The organism is Stappia sp. G46H5W (assembly GCF_058448995.1).
The window spans coordinates 891,623-908,513 of record NZ_JBZFLL010000002.1 but is presented as its reverse complement, the minus strand read 5'-3'; the positions used below and the strand labels follow the sequence as shown (position 1 = coordinate 908,513).

12 protein-coding genes are annotated in these 16,891 nt (G+C 65.6%); 5 read left to right on the top strand and 7 right to left on the bottom strand.

The window, feature by feature from the left end:
• Positions 1–121: 121 nt before the first annotated feature.
• The 3 genes from ACVJ6E_RS09870 to ACVJ6E_RS09860 form a co-directional block, all read right to left on the bottom strand.
• Positions 122–694 carry a YceI family protein gene (locus ACVJ6E_RS09870; protein ID WP_120268095.1) on the bottom strand — a complete coding sequence of 191 codons (573 nt, stop codon included), beginning with the start codon at positions 692–694 and terminating at the stop codon, positions 122–124.
• An 87-nt stretch (positions 695–781) separates the two neighbouring features.
• A complete protein-coding gene (locus ACVJ6E_RS09865) occupies positions 782–1,369 on the bottom strand; it encodes a cytochrome b (protein ID WP_120268094.1) in 588 nt (195 codons plus the stop codon).
• A gap of 72 nt (positions 1,370–1,441) precedes the next feature.
• Positions 1,442–2,017, bottom strand: a complete 576-nt coding sequence (locus ACVJ6E_RS09860) for a YceI family protein (protein ID WP_120268093.1) — start codon at positions 2,015–2,017, stop codon at positions 1,442–1,444.
• A gap of 266 nt (positions 2,018–2,283) precedes the next feature.
• Here ACVJ6E_RS09860 and ACVJ6E_RS09855 point away from each other — a divergent pair, with 266 nt between their 5' ends.
• Positions 2,284–2,916 carry a glutathione S-transferase N-terminal domain-containing protein gene (locus ACVJ6E_RS09855; RefSeq protein ID WP_120268388.1) on the top strand — a complete coding sequence of 211 codons (633 nt, stop codon included), beginning with the start codon at positions 2,284–2,286 and terminating at the stop codon, positions 2,914–2,916.
• A gap of 27 nt (positions 2,917–2,943) precedes the next feature.
• Here ACVJ6E_RS09855 and ACVJ6E_RS09850 read toward each other — a convergent pair whose 3' ends face one another.
• Positions 2,944–3,642 (bottom strand): glutathione S-transferase C-terminal domain-containing protein, encoded by a 699-nt coding sequence (locus ACVJ6E_RS09850; RefSeq protein ID WP_120268092.1) that lies wholly within the window; start codon positions 3,640–3,642, stop codon positions 2,944–2,946.
• A gap of 253 nt (positions 3,643–3,895) precedes the next feature.
• Between ACVJ6E_RS09850 and ACVJ6E_RS09845 the strand changes: the two genes are divergently transcribed.
• On the top strand, positions 3,896–9,409 hold the full coding sequence (locus ACVJ6E_RS09845) for an alpha-2-macroglobulin family protein (RefSeq protein ID WP_120268091.1): 5,514 nt from the start codon (positions 3,896–3,898) through the stop codon (positions 9,407–9,409).
• 24 nt (positions 9,410–9,433) lie between these two features.
• Entirely contained in the window at positions 9,434–11,551 is a 2,118-nt protein-coding gene (gene pbpC / locus ACVJ6E_RS09840) for a penicillin-binding protein 1C (RefSeq protein ID WP_120268090.1), read from the top strand.
• An 18-nt stretch (positions 11,552–11,569) separates the two neighbouring features.
• Here pbpC and ACVJ6E_RS09835 read toward each other — a convergent pair whose 3' ends face one another.
• Entirely contained in the window at positions 11,570–12,454 is an 885-nt protein-coding gene (locus tag ACVJ6E_RS09835; protein WP_120268089.1) for an alpha/beta fold hydrolase, read from the bottom strand.
• Between the two features lie 205 nt (positions 12,455–12,659).
• On the opposite strand from ACVJ6E_RS09835, the gene dapA reads away from it, so the two are divergent.
• Both dapA and smpB read left to right on the top strand, forming a co-directional pair.
• On the top strand, positions 12,660–13,538 hold the full coding sequence (gene dapA, locus ACVJ6E_RS09830; protein ID WP_120268088.1) for a 4-hydroxy-tetrahydrodipicolinate synthase: 879 nt from the start codon (positions 12,660–12,662) through the stop codon (positions 13,536–13,538).
• A 52-nt stretch (positions 13,539–13,590) separates the two neighbouring features.
• Entirely contained in the window at positions 13,591–14,070 is a 480-nt protein-coding gene (smpB, locus tag ACVJ6E_RS09825) for an SsrA-binding protein SmpB (protein WP_120268087.1), read from the top strand.
• A gap of 87 nt (positions 14,071–14,157) precedes the next feature.
• Here smpB and ACVJ6E_RS09820 read toward each other — a convergent pair whose 3' ends face one another.
• Together ACVJ6E_RS09820 and parC are read right to left on the bottom strand one after the other, a co-directional pair.
• Positions 14,158–14,595: an acyl-CoA thioesterase gene (locus tag ACVJ6E_RS09820; RefSeq protein ID WP_120268086.1), complete on the bottom strand. Its 438-nt coding sequence runs from the start codon at positions 14,593–14,595 to the stop codon at positions 14,158–14,160.
• 21 nt (positions 14,596–14,616) lie between these two features.
• Positions 14,617–16,866, bottom strand: coding sequence for a DNA topoisomerase IV subunit A (gene parC / locus ACVJ6E_RS09815; RefSeq protein ID WP_120268085.1), 2,250 nt, complete (start codon positions 16,864–16,866; stop codon positions 14,617–14,619).
• Positions 16,867–16,891: the final 25 nt, after the last annotated feature.

The window sequence follows — 16,891 nt, the reverse complement described above, 5'->3', positions numbered from 1 at the left end:
TGAGGTGGATAGGTTTGGATGCCTTTTACGCCATCACCTTGCCGCCCGCCAAGTCGACTTGCGCGGGAGGGAGTACGGGAGGCGAGCGCAGGCTCCCGCGCCCTCCCGGCGGCACCCGTCGTTACCGCGTGGCGGTGATGCCGATCTTGACGGAGACCTCGTCGCCGACCGTGGAGGCCGGGATGTCCGAGCCGATGCCGAAGACCAGGCGCATCAACGGAACCTCGGCCTGGGCACGGGCGGTGTCGCCGTCGATCTCCAACGTGAAGGGCAGGGTGAGCGGGACTGCCTTGCCCTTGATCGACAGCTCGCCGGCGGCCTGATAGCGCCCATCGCCAAGGGCCGTGATCTGCGAGGATTCGAAGACCGCCTGCGGATGGCTGGACGGGTCGAACCACGAGGCGCTCGACAGCGTCTGGTCGATCTGCGGCTGACCGGTGCCGGCAGTGCCGGTTTCGATGACAGCGCGGATACGGGCATCGGCGAGGTTGTCCGGGTCGAGTGAAATCTCCGCCGACCAGTTTTCAAAACGACCCTCGACCGGGCTGCCGTTCTGCGTGGCGACGAAGGAAAGGCTGCTTTGGGCCGCGTCGACGGACCAGTCGCTGGCAGCCGCCGGACCGGCGGCAAGAAGGCTCGCCAGGGCGAGGCCGAGAGCACGGCCGTGGAAATTTCGATATGCGAACATCGTCATGAACCTTGTGTCTAGGCTTCCGCATCGCCGCGACGGGAGGGGACGCGGTGCGAGGCGCAGCTTGAGGGCTGTCAGGGGCGGTGGAGGTCAGTCCTTGCGCCCTGTGGAGGCGGTACGGACCATGCGGCGCAGCACATCGTCCCTGTTGAGAAAATGGTGCTTGAGCGCGGCCGCCGCGTGGAGCAGCACAAGAAGAAGCAATCCGTTGGCCAACAGCTCATGGACCTCCTTCAGCGCGCTTTCGGCCTCAGCCTTTGTGCCCAGCGCCGATGGTACGGGCAGATGAGGGACAGGCAGGGTGTCGAACACCACGGTCGGAATTCCCCAAGGCGACGCGGAGACCATCAGCCAGCCGGACAGCGGGATCGCCAGCATCAAGGCGTAAAGGCCGGCATGTCCGAGATGGGCTGCGAGACGCTCGATTCTCGGCATCGTCTCCGGCAGGGCCGGTGAGGGATTGGCGAAACGCCAGGCGAGCCGTGCCAGCACAAGCGCGAGCACCAGGAAGCCGAGCGACTTGTGCAACTGGTAGAGCGTGAAAGTGTCCGGCGCCATCGGGTCGAGCCCCGACATGTACTTGCCGAACAGGAACAGCCCGATGATGAGCAGCGCCATCGTCCAGTGAAACAGGATGGCAACAAGGCCATAGCCAGAGCGGGTATTGCGCAGTTGCATGGCGTATCCATTCCTCGCTGCCGGAGGGGCGGGAACGAGCCTGGGAGGAGGCCCGTTCCCGAAAACTCCAAATTACTTCGCCTGCAGAGCTTCGGCGCTGAAGGAGATCGTAACCTCGTCGCCGACATAGGGCACGAACATGTTCATGCCGAAGTCCGAACGCTTGACGACGGTGGTCGCATCCAGGCCGACGGCCGGGGTCTTGGCCATCGGATGCTCGCCGATGGTGTTGACCGTCACGTCGAACACCACCGGCTTGGTGATGCCCTTGATGGTCAGGTCGCCGGAGACGGCCAGCGTGTTCTCGCTGGTCTTCTCGACATTGGTGGAGACAAAGGTCGCGGTCGGGTGCGCGGAGACCTCGAAGAAGTCAGCGCTCTTGAGGTGCGTGTCGCGCTCGCCCCAGAACGTGTCGAGGCTGTCGGTGTTGACGGTCATCGAGATACGCGAGTTGGCCGGCGTCTCCTGGTCGATCACCAGTTCGCCTTCCCAGTCGCCGAAGCGGCCGTCGGTCGTCGAATAGCCGAGGTGGTTGTAGGAGAAGGTCAGGTTGGCGTGGGACTTGTCGAAGTCGTAGGCAACCGGCTCGGCAATTGCGGGAACGGCGGCAAGGGCGAGCGCCAGTGCGGCGGCGGTCAGACGGATCATACAGAACTCCTGGCATTTTGTTTGCGGTAGTGGGCAGCGACCGCGATTGCGGCCTCGGCAGGAGATCGTATGAAGGCGCGGCGTCATCAACCGCATGCAGCTGAATTCACTGTACGCGCGAGGTGAACAATAAAAGGATGTGGGGGCTCACTGTATGACGCTTGCGCAAGATCGTCAGGTCGGGCACCTTCGCGTTGGCCGCGCGCAGGCTGCGCGGCAATAAGGCCTTGGACGGGCCGGCCGGATCGGGAATGGAGATGCGGAATATGATCGACCTGTACACTTGGAGCACGCCGAACGGCCGCAAGGTCTCGATCATGCTGGAAGAATGCGGGCTTCCCTATGAGGTGTTCCCGGTCGATATCACCAATGCCGAACAGCATGCGCCGGCGTTCGTCCACATTTCTCCCAACAGCAAGATCCCGGCGATCATCGACCGCGAAGCCGGCGTGAGCCTGATGGAATCGGGTGCCATCCTGCTCTATCTCGCCGAAAAGACCGGTCGTTTTCTCCCTCCGGAGGGGCCGGAGCGGCTGCGGGTCATCGAATGGCTGATGTGGCAGATGGGTGGTTTCGGCCCGATGCTGGGCCAGGCCCACCATTTCCTGCATTTCAATCCCGGCAAGGCACCCTACGCCGAGGAGCGCTATGCCAGCGAGGCCAAGCGCCTTTACAGCGTGCTGGATCGCCAGCTCTCGGAACACCAGTTCGTGGCGGGCGAGTATTCCATCGCCGACATGTCGATTTGGCCCTGGGCAAGCCGCTTCGAATGGCAGGGCATCAACCTCGCCGATTATCCCAACGTTCGGCGCTGGTATCTCGAGGTGGCGGCACGGCCGGCAGTGCGGAGCGGCTACGACGTACCCAGCGTTACGAGCGGGATCCCCATGCCGGCTTGAGGCCGGCACAGGGAAGGTCTCTTTCCGTCAGGACGGAATGGATACGGCGCGCTGCGAGGCAGGGCGCTCGGAGCAGTCGGCAAACCAGCGCTGGACATTCGCCAGCGTGTCGAGGCCGGTGATCTCGCCCGCGCCGTAGAAGCCGCCGAGCGTGCGGATCCAGGGCCAGACCGCGATATCTGCGATGGAGTAGTCGTCGCCCAGGATGTAGGGGCGCCCGTCCAGACGTTGCTCCAGCACGGCAAGAAGGCGCTTCGCCTCCGCCGTGTAGCGCTCGCGCGGATAGGGATCCTTGACCTTATCGGCGACGAAATGGTGAAAATGGCCGAGCTGGCCGAACATCGGCCCCAGTCCGCCCATCTGCCACATCAGCCACTGGATGCAGTGATAGCGTCCCGCCGCATCGGCGGGGATCAGCTTGCCGGTCTTCTCCGCAAGGTACAGCAGGATTGCGCCGCTCTCGAACAGGGCCAGAGGCTCTCCGTCCGGCCCGTTGGGGTCGAGGATCGCCGGGATCTTGTTGTTAGGGTTCAGCGACAGGAATTCCGGCGTCATCTGGTCGTTCGTGTCGAACGAAACCTTGTGGGCCTCATAGGGAAGGCCAAGCTCTTCCAGAGCTGCGGATACCTTGATGCCATTCGGGGTTGCCAGCGAGTAGAGCTGAAGACGGTCAGGGTGGGCTGCCGGCCAGCGGCGCGTGATCGGAAAGTCGGCAAGTGACGCCATGGGTCTGCTCCCGGAAAGCGGTTGGGTGCGCCATTCTTAGGAAATCTCCGGTGACCTGTCGCGGCATGTTTGAGGGAAGAGCGTCAGCCGCGGCGCCTCAGTTGAGCGAAGGTGCATTTTGGTCTTGGACTTGTCACGATTGCATGCTCCGATCCGCTCCGATGTGAAATCAGAACCGCACCGGCGAATGGCGCCCCAGGGAGGGACGGTCCGCAAGGGACCGGAAAGCCAGCTGGTAGCTCGGGGGGACGTCATGCACGGCAGGTTCGGAACATTCGGTCTCGGCGGCATTCTTGTCCCGGCATTGGCCGGGGTACTCGCCTTCGCTCTCGCGGCCACTCCGCATGCGCTGGCTCAGGAGGCCGGTGAGCGGCGGATCGTGACGGTCGATGATGCCGACTATTTCGGCGCCGATTTCCGCACATTGAAGGAGGTCGATCTCGACACCTGCAAGACCGCTTGCCTCGACAGCAACCAGTGCCGGGCCTTCACCTACAACACCTCCGCCCGCTGGTGCTTCATGAAGTCCGATGTCGGGCAGATGCAGTCCTTCGCCGGTGCGGTGGCCGGCCGTGTGGTGACGGTGGCGCGCCGGGACGATGCGAGCCGCAAGGCGCGGAGCGAGGAGCTTTCCTTCCTCTCGCGCTCGCTGATGGACGATGCCGCCGCCTATGCCCGTCGCCTGCCACGTAACTTCAAGGCGGGCGGCGAGAGCGTCGGTCAGCTTGAATCGCAGGCGCGCACTGCCTTCGGATCCCGCAACTTCGACGAGGCGGAGCGTCAGTTTGCCCGCGCACTCACCCTGGATGTCGAGCGCAACGACCTCTGGTCGGGGCTGGTCGGCTCGCTCCTGGCGCAAAAACCCTCTGACTGGCAGCGGCGCAACCAGGTCGAAACCGACAGCACCCTGGCAGCGATCAACACCTATCTGACGGCGGCCAGCGAGGACGAGCGGGTGAGTGCCCTCGACCTGCTGGCGTCTTCGCTCGAGCGCCGCCAGCTTTACAAGCCCGCCATCAAGGCACTGCGTGCCGGACTGGCGCTCGACGAGGTACCCGCGCGGCGTGAACGCTATGACGTCATGGTCGCCACCCACGGCTTCCGCATTCTCGATCACCAGGTCGATTCCGACGCGGTGAACCCGCGTATCTGCGTGGTTTTCTCCGACACGCTGCAACGGGGCGCCGACTTCTCGCCCTTCGTGCAGGTGACAGGCGAGGGGACCTATTCGGTCGAAGGCGATGGGGCCCAGGTCTGCGTCGACGGGATCCGTCACGGCGAGCGCTACGCGCTGCAGCTGCGTTCCGGCATCCCGTCCGCCGATGGCGAAAAGCTGGAAAAATCAGCCAATCTGACGGTCTATGTGCGCGACCGCGCGCCGACCGTGCGCTTCCTTGGTCGGGCTTATGTGCTGCCGGCCGGCGATGGCGCGACGATCCCCCTTGTCACGGTGAACACCAAGACCGTCGAGACGGAGATTTACCGTATCGGCGAACGCGGATTGACGCCGGCCCTCAGGGACAGCCGCATCCTGTCGCAGCTCAACAACTACCAGTCGGAGCAAGTGCGCGACGAGTACGGCGAGAAGCTCTGGTCCGGCACCGTCGAGACGGAACTTCGGTTGAACCAGGACGTGACGACCGCGGTTCCGGTGGCGGATTTCGGGCTGACCATGCAGCCCGGCATCTATGCCATGGTGGCCCGCGCCCGCGAGGACAAGCAGAACGAATGGGGGCCCTGGGCGACACAGTGGTTCCTGGTGTCCGATCTTGGCATCAGCTCCTATACTGGCTCGCAGGAAACCGTCGTCTCCGTTCGCAAGCTGTCCGATGCCGGCCCCGTCGAGGGCGCCAAGGTGCGGCTGGTTGCGGTCAACAACGACATTCTCGGGGAGACCACCAGCGACGCGCAGGGCTTTGCGCGCTTTGCTCCCGGCCTGTCGCGCGGAACCGGCGGGCGTGCGCCTGCCCTCGTCAGTGTCGAGACGCCGGGTAACGCGGACTACGCGTTCCTGGACCTGACCAAACCAGCTTTCGATCTTTCCGACCGTGGTGTGGAAGGGCGCGCAGCGCCGGGCCCTGTCGATGTCTTCGCCTGGCTCGACCGGGGTGTCTTCCGACCGGGGGAGACGGTTCACGTCGGCGCGATGGCGCGCGACCGCGAGGCCATGGCTGTCGCCGACCTGCCGCTCACCTTCATCTACGAGCGGCCTGATGGCGTCGAGTACAGCCGGGTCCAGGTCTCCGAGGCGGGCGCGGGCGGCCGTGCCCATGCGCTGGAGATACCCGCAAGCGCCCAGCAGGGCAGCTGGTCTGTCCGTGTCCATGCAGATCCCAAGGGCGAGGCGCTGGCGCGTCTTTCCTTCCTGGTCGAGGATTACCAACCCGAGCGCGTCGACTTCACGCCGGAGACGGAAGCCAAGGTCTTCGACCCCGAGGCGCCGCCGACCCTCTCGCTGCAGGCGAGCTTCCTTTACGGGGCTCCGGCATCGGCCCAGCGGGTCGAGGGCGAGGTCGTCGTTTCGCCCACCCGCCAGTTCCCCGGCTATGCCGGCTACACGTTTGGCCTCGCCGACGAGCAGATCTGGCCTGAGCGCACGCCCCTGCCGGATGGCGTGGTGACCGACGAGGAAGGCAAGGCCAGCTTCACTCTGCCTGTTCCGCAGCTGCAGCCGACGACGGCAGGTTACACCGCCAAGGTGGTCACACGCGTGGTCGAGGCCGGCGGGCGCTATGTCGAGCGCAGTCTTGATCTTCCCGTTCTTGCAGACGGTCGGCGGATCGGTATCAAGCCGGCATTCGACGGCGGTGTCGATGAGGGTGCTCCGGCCGAGTTCGAGCTCGTGGCGCTCGACCGGCAGGCAGAGCGGATCGCGGCCGACGTCCAGTGGACGCTGTCGCGCATCGACACGCGCTACCAGTGGTATCGCGCCGACGGTCGCTGGTCCTTCGAACCGGTGACCACCAGCCGGCGCGTTGCGACCGGCGAGCTGAGCCTTGCCGCGGATCAGGCCGGGCGCTTGTCCGTGCCCGTGGAGTGGGGCGAATATCGCCTCGAAGTCGCGGCGAACGGTGCCGAGCCGGCTGCGACCAGCATCACGTTCAATGCCGGATGGTATGTCTCGTCTGCCTCTTCGCAGACGCCGGACGTGCTCGATGTCGGCCTGGACAAGAAGGCCTACCGCTCTGGCGACACGGCGAAGCTGCGGCTGAAGCCGCGTTTCGACGGTATCGCGCTGGTCTCCGTGATGGCCGACCGCTTGATCGAAAGCCGAGTGGTCGAGGTCTCCGAAGGCGAGACGGAAATCGATCTGGCCGTGACCGACGACTGGGGGAGCGGCGCCTACGTTACCGCTACCCTTCTGCGCCCGATGGATATCGAGGCGAAGCGTATGCCCTCGCGCGCTCTCGGCCTGCAGTGGTTGTCCGTCGATCCCGGCGAGCGCCGGCATACGGTGGAAATCGATGCGCCGGAGACGATGCGCCCGCGCTCGACCATGGAAGTCGGTTTGACGATCTCCGGCCAGCCCGCAGGCAAGCCGGCCTTCGTGACGGTCGCAGCGGTCGATGTCGGCATCCTGAACCTCACGCGCTTCCAGACGCCGGATCCGGCGGGCTGGTATTTCGGTCAGCGCCGGCTTGGCGTCGAGATCCGCGACTATTACGGCGAGCTCATCGACCGCACGGTCGGCGATCTCGGGCTGGTGCGCTCGGGCGGCGACGGCGGAGGCCTCTCCTTTGCTGCTCCGCCCCCGCAGGAAGAGCCGATGGCGCTCTTCTCCGGCGTCGTGGAGACGGATGCGGACGGAAAGGCGACCGTGACCTTCGAGGTGCCCGACTTCAACGGCACTGTGCGGCTCACGGCGGTTGCCTGGAGCGAGAGCGGCGTCGGACATGCCGAGAAGGACGTGACGGTGCGCGATCCGGTGGTGGTGACTGCCACACTGCCGCGCTTCCTCGCTCCGGAAGACCAGTCGCGCCTTCTCGTGGAGATCGACAACGTTGAAGGGGCTGCGGGCGACTACGTGCTGCAGGCTGCCGTCGAAGGACCGGTCTGGTTACAGGCGGAAGACGCCTCCCGCACTCTTTCGCTTGCCGCTGGCGAGCGCCAGACCTTGCGCATGCCGCTGATGGCGGAGACCGGCACGGGCGACGCGACCCTGACCCTGACGCTGGAAGGGCCGGACGGCCCGGTTGCCGAAAAGGTGCTGTCGCTCGGTGTTCGCGACACGATGCCGCCGCTGACGCGCCGGTCCTTCGTGACGCTGGCAGCCGGTGCCGGCCTGACGCTCGACGACGGCACGCTGGCCGGGGTCGTTCCGGCGAGCGCCAGTGTAAGCGTTGCCGCCGGCGGGGCTGCGCGGATCGACATTCCGGGACTTCTCGGGGCTCTCGACCGCTATCCCTACGGCTGCACGGAGCAAATGACGAGCCGTGCTCTGCCGCTGCTCTATCTCAACGAGTTGGCCGTCGCGAGCGGCCTGAAGACCGACAGCGAGATCCGCGGTCGGATCGAGCAGGCCATCGTGCGGGTGCTGGGCAACCAGAGTTCGAACGGCTCGTTCGGCCTGTGGTCCAGCTTCGGTACGCAGGACACCTGGCTGGATGCGTATGTCACCGACTTCCTGCTGCGCGCCCGCGACCGGGATTACAACATCCCGACCCAGGCGTTGGAATCGGCTCTGGAGAACCTGGAAAACCGCATCGCCTACGCCTCGGACTTCGATGATGGCGGAGAGGGGATCGCCTATGCGCTCTACGTTCTGGCGAGTGCCGGGCGCGCCTCCATCGGCGACCTGCGCTACTATGCGGATGTGAAGCTCGGCGATTTCGCGACGCCTCTTGCCAAGTCGCAGATCGCCGCAGCGCTCTCCCTTTACGGCGAGAGCGGTCGGGCGGAGCGCGCCTTCGAGAACGCGGTCGATGGGACCGGTCAGCCGGAAAACACGAGCTATCGTACCGACTATGGAACGGCCCTGCGCGACTCCGCCGGTGTGCTGGCCTATGTGACCCGTGCCAGCGCTGCCTCCGTCGATACCGCTGCCCTGACCCGCGAGGTCGCCAACCGGCAGGATTCGACGCCTGCTCTGTCCACCCAGGACATGGCCTGGCTGCTGGTGGCCGGTCACGAACTGGAGCAGAAGGCGGAGGCCGCAAGCTTTGCGGTCGACGGGACGGCAGTGAGCGGGCGGCTGTACCGGCGCATGACCGGCGAGACCGTCTCCGGACAGCCCATGCGGGTCGAGAACCGGGGTGATAAGGCCGCCGATGTGGTGATCACCGTCACCGGACGCCCGGTCGAGCCGGAGCCGGCGGGCGGAACGGGCTACAGCATCACCCGTGCGCTCTACGACCTCGATGGGAACGAGCTTTCGCCTGATGCGGTGCCGCTCAATACCCGGGTCGCGGTCGTGCTGACGGTCACGCGCGACCGGCCGGGCAAGGGGCGGATCATGGTTGTCGACCGCTTGCCGGCCGGTCTCGTGATCGACAATCCGAGGCTGGTCCGCTCGGGTGATCTCGGCGGTCTCGACTGGCTGTCGACGGTCGACAATACCGACCATGTCGAGTTCCGCGACGATCGCTTCGTTGTCGCGCTGGACGAGTCCCAGCAGAACATCGACGTCATGACCTTCGCCTATCTGGCGAGGGCGGCGCTGCCGGGCAGCTTCGCCCATCCGCCGGCAACCGTGGAGGACATGTACCGGCCCGACCTCGCGGCCCGCACCGACACGGGGCGGCTCGAGGTGCTCGGCCCGCTGCGCTGACGCCGCAACCGGAAGGGGCGGCAGGTGGCGCGGACCGGACAGGGCAGGCGATGGTGGTGGCTGGCGATCGGCCTGTGCTGCATCGTCGTTCTGTGCGTCCTCGCCATCGGCGCGACCCTGGGCGTTCAGGTCCTCTCTCTCGGCCGGGAGGATCTGCCCGGCGCTGTCGAGATGTCCCGCTCGGTCAGCGATCGCAACGGGCGCCTGTTGCGCGCGTTCCAGACCAGCGACGACCGGTGGCGAATGCCTGTGTCGCCCGATGAGGTGGACCCGCTCTACCTGTCGATGCTGCTCGCCTACGAGGACAGGCGCTTTCACGACCATCACGGTGTCGATCCGCTGGCGATCCTGCGGGCCGGCTGGCAACTGGCGACCAACGGGCGGATCGTTTCGGGTGCCTCGACCCTGACCATGCAGACTGCGCGGCTTCTGACGGAAGCGCCGACGCGCTCGCCCTTGTCGAAGTGGCGCCAGATCGTGCTGGCCTTGGCGCTCGAGCGGCATCTCGACAAGGATGAGATCCTGTCGCTCTACCTCGCGCGCGCACCCTTCGGCGGCAATATCGAGGGTGTGCGGGCGGCAAGCCACGCGTGGTTTGGCAAGGAACCGGCGCGGCTGACCCCGGCGCAGGCGGCGCTGCTGGTGGCTTTGCCGCAATCGCCGGAGGCGCGCCGGCCCGACCGGTTCCCCGAAGCTGCGCGCAGTGCCCGCAACCGGGTCCTGCAGACGGCGATGGAGGCAGGTCTTTTGCCCCCCGGAGACGTCGCAGCAGCCAGCCGTGAGGCGGTCCCCGCGCGCCGGCGGCCGGTGCCGATGCTTGCCCCGCACGCGACGCGGCAGGCGCTCGCCCGCAATGAGGCGACCGACCAGCGGCTGACCATCGAAGCGGAATTGCAGGCGCGGCTGGAAGCGATGGTGGCGGAGCGGGCCGGCCGGCTCGGCAGCCATGTGTCCGTTGCGCTGATCGTTGCCGACAATGCCAGCGGCGAGATCCTGGCGCGTGTCGGCTCTGCCGACCTGCTGTCGCAAGCACGCCGCGGCCATGTCGACATGAGCGGTGCGATCCGCTCTCCGGGTTCAACGCTGAAGCCGCTGATCTACGGATTGGCCTTCGAGCAGGGCGTGGCCCATCCCGACAGCCTGATCGAGGACCGGCCGACCACAGTCGCCGGCTACAGCCCGACCAATTTCGATCTGTCGTTTCAAGGAACTGTTCGCGTTCGCGAGGCGCTGACCGCCTCGCTCAATGTGCCGGCGGTGACGCTTCTCGACGCGGTCGGTGTGTCGCGCTTCGTGTCGCGCCTGAAGCGGGCCGGGGCGACGCCCCGTTTCCCGCAGGGCGAGGCGCCGGGCTTGGCCGTGGCGCTCGGCGGCTTCGGCATCTCGCTTCGCGAGCTCGTTGCCCTTTATGCCGGAATCGCGCGCGGAGGCACGGCCATCTCGCTGCACGAGAGCCTGGCAGCGGGTACGGATGAACCGGGAGTGGGCGAGGCCTTGCGCAGCGACGACCGCCGTTTTCTGTCGGAAATGGCCGCTTGGCGTATCGCCGACATCCTGTCCGAAGTGCCGCCGCCGGATACGGCGAATGGTGCCGGAATCGCCTACAAGACCGGCACCTCCTACGGCTATCGCGATGCTTGGGCCGTCGGGTTCGACGGGCGCCATACCATCGGGGTCTGGGTCGGCCGCGCAGACGGCACGCCGGTGCCGGGACTGACGGGCTACAAGTCCGCCGCACCGCTTCTGTTCGACGCTTTCCAGCGGGTGGCAGCCCGCAGGACACCGCTGCCGCAGCCTCCGAAGGAGTTCGACCCGGTGGCGGACGCCGTGCCCGCGCCCTTGCGCTATGCCCGCACGGCGACGCGTCCCGACGGCATGCACACGCAGAGCGGGCCGGAGATCTTCTATCCGCCGGATGGCGCGACGGTCGATCTTGGTCTTGGCGAAGGCAGCGAGGCGTCGCTCGTCGTGAAGCTGCGGCGGGGCAGGGCCCCGTTTCTCTGGCTGGCCAACGGGGCGCCCGTTGCCAGCGGCCCCTTCGCGACCTCGCTCGTCTGGCAGCCGGACGGGCCGGGCGCCTCGACCATTTCGGTCATCGATGCCGATGGTAACTCCGCCCGCGTGACGCTGGATCTGAGGTAGGGGCAGGCGCCGCGTCTGTTACCGAAGACGCGACAGGAACCTGGCAATCACGCCCTGGGTTTCTGCGTCCCACAACAACGGGGCGTGACCCTCGTTGGCAATCGTGTGCCGCTCGAGCCCCGGACTGCGCTGTTTCATCTGCGCGTAGGTCTCGGTGCTCAGAATATCCGAGAGAGCCCCCCGGATCGCCAGCATCGGCACGCTGGCGATCGCATCGAAGACGGGCCAGAGATCCGGCAATGCGGTCTCGTCGTCGATGGTACCCAGCGTGTTGGCGAGACGCGCGTCGTAGTCGAGCTGGATCCCGTCCTCGGTCTCCACGTAGAGCTGCCGGGCGAGCCGCAACCAGCCTTGCGCTTCGACATCGGGAAACTGGCTACCGAGTGCGCCATGCAACCGCTCCGCCGCCTCCTGCCAGGTGTCTACGCGCATGTTGCTGCCGATTTCGCCGGAGAGGCGCTTCAGCCCGCCGCGCTCGATTGCCGGCCCGATATCATTGAGGACGAGGCCTGCGACGCGATCGGGTGCGCGCCAGGCCAGCAGCATGCCATGCAGGCCTCCGCGCGAGGTCCCCATGATGGCAAGGCGGCCGAGCGACAGGGACTCGAGTCCCGCATCGATATCCTGTGCCTCGCGTTCGATGGAGTAGGTCCGCCAGTCCGGGTGCCGTCCCGAACGCCCCCTGCCGCGATAGTCCATGGCGATGACCCGATGTCCGCAGCCGGCGAGATAGCGGGCGAGCGGCGCGAAGTCGCGCGTGTTGCGCGACAGGCCGGGCAGGCAGAGGACGTCGAGAGCGATGCCGTTCTGCGGTTCCCAGAGGGTCGCGGACAGGGGGATGCCATCGTCCGAACGCCATTCGTGGTAGTGCGGCTGCGTACCTGCTGTCTCTGCTGTATCCATTTCCACCACCACGTTTTTCCAGGATTCGCTCAACTCGGAGAGATCATAGACATCGCCACGATACGGCGAAAAGTGCCTTGCCGGCGAAGTCCGCCGCGGATGCACCGCGAAAGCCGGGTCGATGTTGCGTCGGTCCCGTGTGACGACTATTGTGCGCCTCCCGGACGGTCAGTCCGGTCAAACGCCACACTCCAAGAGGTCCAGCATGTTCAAGGGATCCATCCCCGCACTCGTCACGCCGTTTCGCAACGGAGCGGTCGACGAGAAAGCGTTCCAGGAGTTTGTGGACTGGCAGATAAAAGAGGGCAGCCACGGCCTCGTTCCGGTGGGCACCACGGGCGAGAGCCCGACGCTCAGCCATGCGGAGCACAAGCGCGTCATCGAGCTGTGCATCGAGGCCGCCGGCGGCCGCGTTCCGGTGATGGCGGGCGCAGGCTCGAACAACACCGTCGAGGCCATCGATTTCGCGACCCATGCCGAGAAGGCCGGCGCGAATGCGCTGCTGATCGTGACGCCCTATTACAACAAGCCGAACCAGGCCGGCCTGATCGCCCACTATCGTGCGATCGATGCCGCCGTCGGCATCCCCATCTACATCTACAATATCCCCGGCCGGTCGGTGATCGACATGCAGCCGGAGACGATGGCGGAGCTGTTCAGGACGTCGCGCAACATCAAGGGCGTGAAGGACGCAACGGCGAACATGGCGCGTGCCAGCCGCCAGCGCGAGCTGTGCGGGCCGGAGTTCGTACAGCTGTCGGGCGAGGACATCACCGCGCTCGGCTTCAACGCTCATGGCGGATCGGGTTGCATCTCGGTCACGGCGAATGTCGCGCCGCGGCTATGCTCGCAGTTCCAGGAAGCGATGCTGGCGGGCGATTTCGCGACCGCCCTGTCGATCCAGGACCGGCTGGCGCCGCTGCACAATGCGCTGTTCATCGAGCCGAACCCGACGGGCGCGAAATACGCCCTGTCGCTGCTCGGCAAGCTGGAGAACGAGCTGCGCCTGCCGCTGGTTCCGGTCTCCGAGCCCACCAAGGCCGCGATCCGCGATGCGATGACGCACGCGGGCCTGCTTAACTGACAAGGACGGCTTGCCGGGCGGTGCTTTGCGCTGCCCGGCGCCGCTAGTGACGATGGCCAGCAAGAGCGCCGCCGACAGCAATCGCAAGCTTATCGCCGACAACCGCAAGGCTCGGTTCAACTACGAGATCGAGGACACGCTGGAGGCGGGGATCGAGCTCAAGGGAACCGAGGTGAAGGCGCTGCGCGACGGCAAGTCGATGATCGCCGAATCCTACGCCAGCTTCGAGGGCGGGGAGTTCTGGCTGATCAACTCCTACATTCCCGAATACCTGCAGGCAAACCGGTTCAACCACGAGCCGCGCCGCAAGCGCAAACTCCTGCTGCACAAGCGGGAGATGGCTAAGCTTGCCCTTGCCGTAGAAAAGGACGGCAAGACGATCGTTCCGCTGAAGCTCTACTTCAATGACAAGGGACGGGCGAAGCTGGAACTGGCGCTTGCCAGGGGCAAGAAGCTGCATGACAAGCGCGAGACCGAGCGCAAGCGCGACTGGAATCGCGAGAAGGCACGCCTGTTGAAAACAGCTGGATAAGCTGTGAATGGCTGAAGGCGGGTTTTCGGTTCGTTCTTCTGAATTTACTTGAAGAAACTGCCTCAACAGATTCGCAAGTTTGAAGAATTAGCCTCGAAGGATCGTGGCCAAAAGATCCCGTCTTTCGCCTTCGATCGGAACCGGCCGCCTTGTGGATCGATCCACCTGGACGTGGACGAAACGCCCTTGTGCGCTGGCGCTGCCGCTCTCGTCCGCAAACAGGGCGATCTCATAGGACACAGACGAGCCGCCAAGCCGGCTAACCCGGATGCCGGCGGTCACCGTGCCCGGAAACGTGAGCTCGGCGAAGTAGGCGCATTGCGTCTCGACGACGAGAAACACCGTCTCGGAGTGGCGCGGATCGAGCACGCCTTCCTCGATCAGCCATCCGTTCACCGCCGTGTCGAAATAGCTCAGATACTCGACATTGTTAACGTGGCCGTAGATGTCGACATCCATCCAGCGCGTTGGGATTTCCCGGAAGAGCTGGAAGTCGTTGCGGGTCAGCGGTACGGCGCGGGGCATTCTGATCGCTCCTCGGAAACTTCAGAGCGTCCGGCGCCCGAACGTATTCGTGCGCGGGAAGCCGTTGGGCGGCAGGCGCCCGGCCTGGGCTCGGTCGCCGCGCCAGTCCGTCAATTCTTCCATCTTGCGGTTGAAGCTGCGCCCGGACGAGTCGACCCAGGAGAGGCCTTCCTCGGACTTGAACACCGTCACGTCGGACACGCCGCCATCGCGGTAACGCTGCAGTCGCACGCCACGTCCGCGCGACATTTCCGCGACCTGCGCCAGCGGGAAGACGAGCAGCTTCCTGTTGCGCCCGATGATCGCCACCTGGTCGCCCTCGGCGGCAACGCAAAGCCGCGCCTCAACGGGCATCGTGACGTTGAGGACCTGCTTGCCCTTGCGCGTGTTGGCGATGACGTCGGCCTCGTTGACCACGAAGCCCCGCGCCTCGTCGGAGACGACGAGAAGCTTGCGGTCGCCGCGATAGACGAACACGTCGACGACGTCCTGGCCTTCCTCCATGTCGACCATCAGGCGGATCGGTTCGCCATGGCCGCGCCCCCCCGGCAGCTTGTCGGCGCCGAGGGTGAAGAACTTGCCGCCGGTCGTGAAAACGAGAAGCTTGTCCGTGGTCTCCGCCAAGAGGTGCAGCTTCAGGCTGTCATCCTGCTTGAACGACAGGGACGACAGGTCGCTCTGGTGCCCCTTGAGGGCGCGGATCCAGCCCTTCTGCGAGATGACGACGGTAATCGGCTCCTTCTCGATCATCGCCTGATGGATGTCCGTCAGGTCGTGTTCGGGGGCGTCGCCGAAGGTTGTGCGGCGCTTGCCGAGCGGCGTTTCGGGGCCATAGGCCTTGGCCATTTCGGCGATCTGCTTGCCGATCCTGGTCCACTGGCGGGCTTCCGATCCGAGCAGCGTCAGCAACTCGTCGCGCTCCGCCGTGAGCTTGTCGTGCTCCTTGCGGATCTCGATTTCCTCGAGCTTGCGCAGAGAGCGCAGGCGCATGTTGAGGATAGCTTCCGCCTGGACGTCCGACAGGTCGAATGTCGCCCTCAGCGAGGCTTTGGCATCGTCCTCCTCGCGGATGATGCGGATCACCTCGTCCAGGTTGAGATAGGCGATGAGATAGCCGCCCAGCACTTCCAGACGATGCTCGATCTGCGCCAAACGGTGCTGCGACCGGCGCACCAAGACATCCTTGCGGTGATCGAGCCATTCCTGCAGGGCCTGCTTGATCCCCATGACCATGGGAATGCGGCCGCCCGACAGGACATTCATGTTGAGCGAGAAGCGGCTTTCCAGATCGGTCAGCTTGAACAGCGATTCCATCAGCAGCGCTGCATCGACGTTCTTGCTGCGCGGGACGAGGACAAGGCGGACATCCTCGGCGGACTCGTCGCGCACGTCGTCCAGCAGCGGCAGCTTGCGGGCCTGCAGCAGCTCCGCGATCTTTTCGATGAGCCGCGACTTCTGGACCTGATAGGGGATCTCGGTGACCACCACCTGCCAGGTGCCACGGCCGAGATCCTCGACCTCCCAGCGGGCGCGCACGCGAAAGCCGCCGCGGCCGGTCTCGTAGGCCTCCAGGTAGGCGGCATCGCTCTTGACCAGAATGCCGCCGGTCGGGAAGTCCGGCCCCTGCACGAACTGCAGCAGTTCCTCGGTCGAGGCGCTTGGTGTCTTGATCAGATGCTGCGCGGCAGCACATAGCTCGCCGATATTGTGCGGCGGAATGGAGGTCGCCATACCGACGGCAATGCCGGCCGCGCCATTGGCCAGCAGGTTGGGAAACCCACCCGGCAGGACAATGGGTTCCTTGTCGAGCCCGTCATAGGTTTCGCGGAAGTCGACCGCGTCCTCGTCCAGCCCGTCGAGCGTGCGCATCGCGATGTCGGTGAGGCGCGCTTCGGTATAGCGCATGGCCGCCGCGCTATCGCCGTCGATATTGCCGAAGTTGCCCTGGCCGTCGACCATCGGATAGCGGACGGCAAAGTCCTGAGCCAGACGGACCAGCGCATCGTAGATCGCCTGGTCGCCATGCGGGTGGTACTTACCCATCACGTCGCCGACGACGCGGGCGCACTTCTTGAAGCCGGCATTGGGATCGAGCTTCAGCAGCCGCATCGCGTAGAGGAGACGACGGTGGACGGGCTTCAGCCCGTCGCGCACATCCGGCAATGCACGATGGGTGATGGTCGACAGCGCGTAGGAGAGGTAACGCTCCTCCAGCGCTTCGCGAAGATCGACAGGCTCGATACCACCTGGCTGAATCGGCTCATTTTCCATGCCCTATTCGCTACAGGCATTCGCG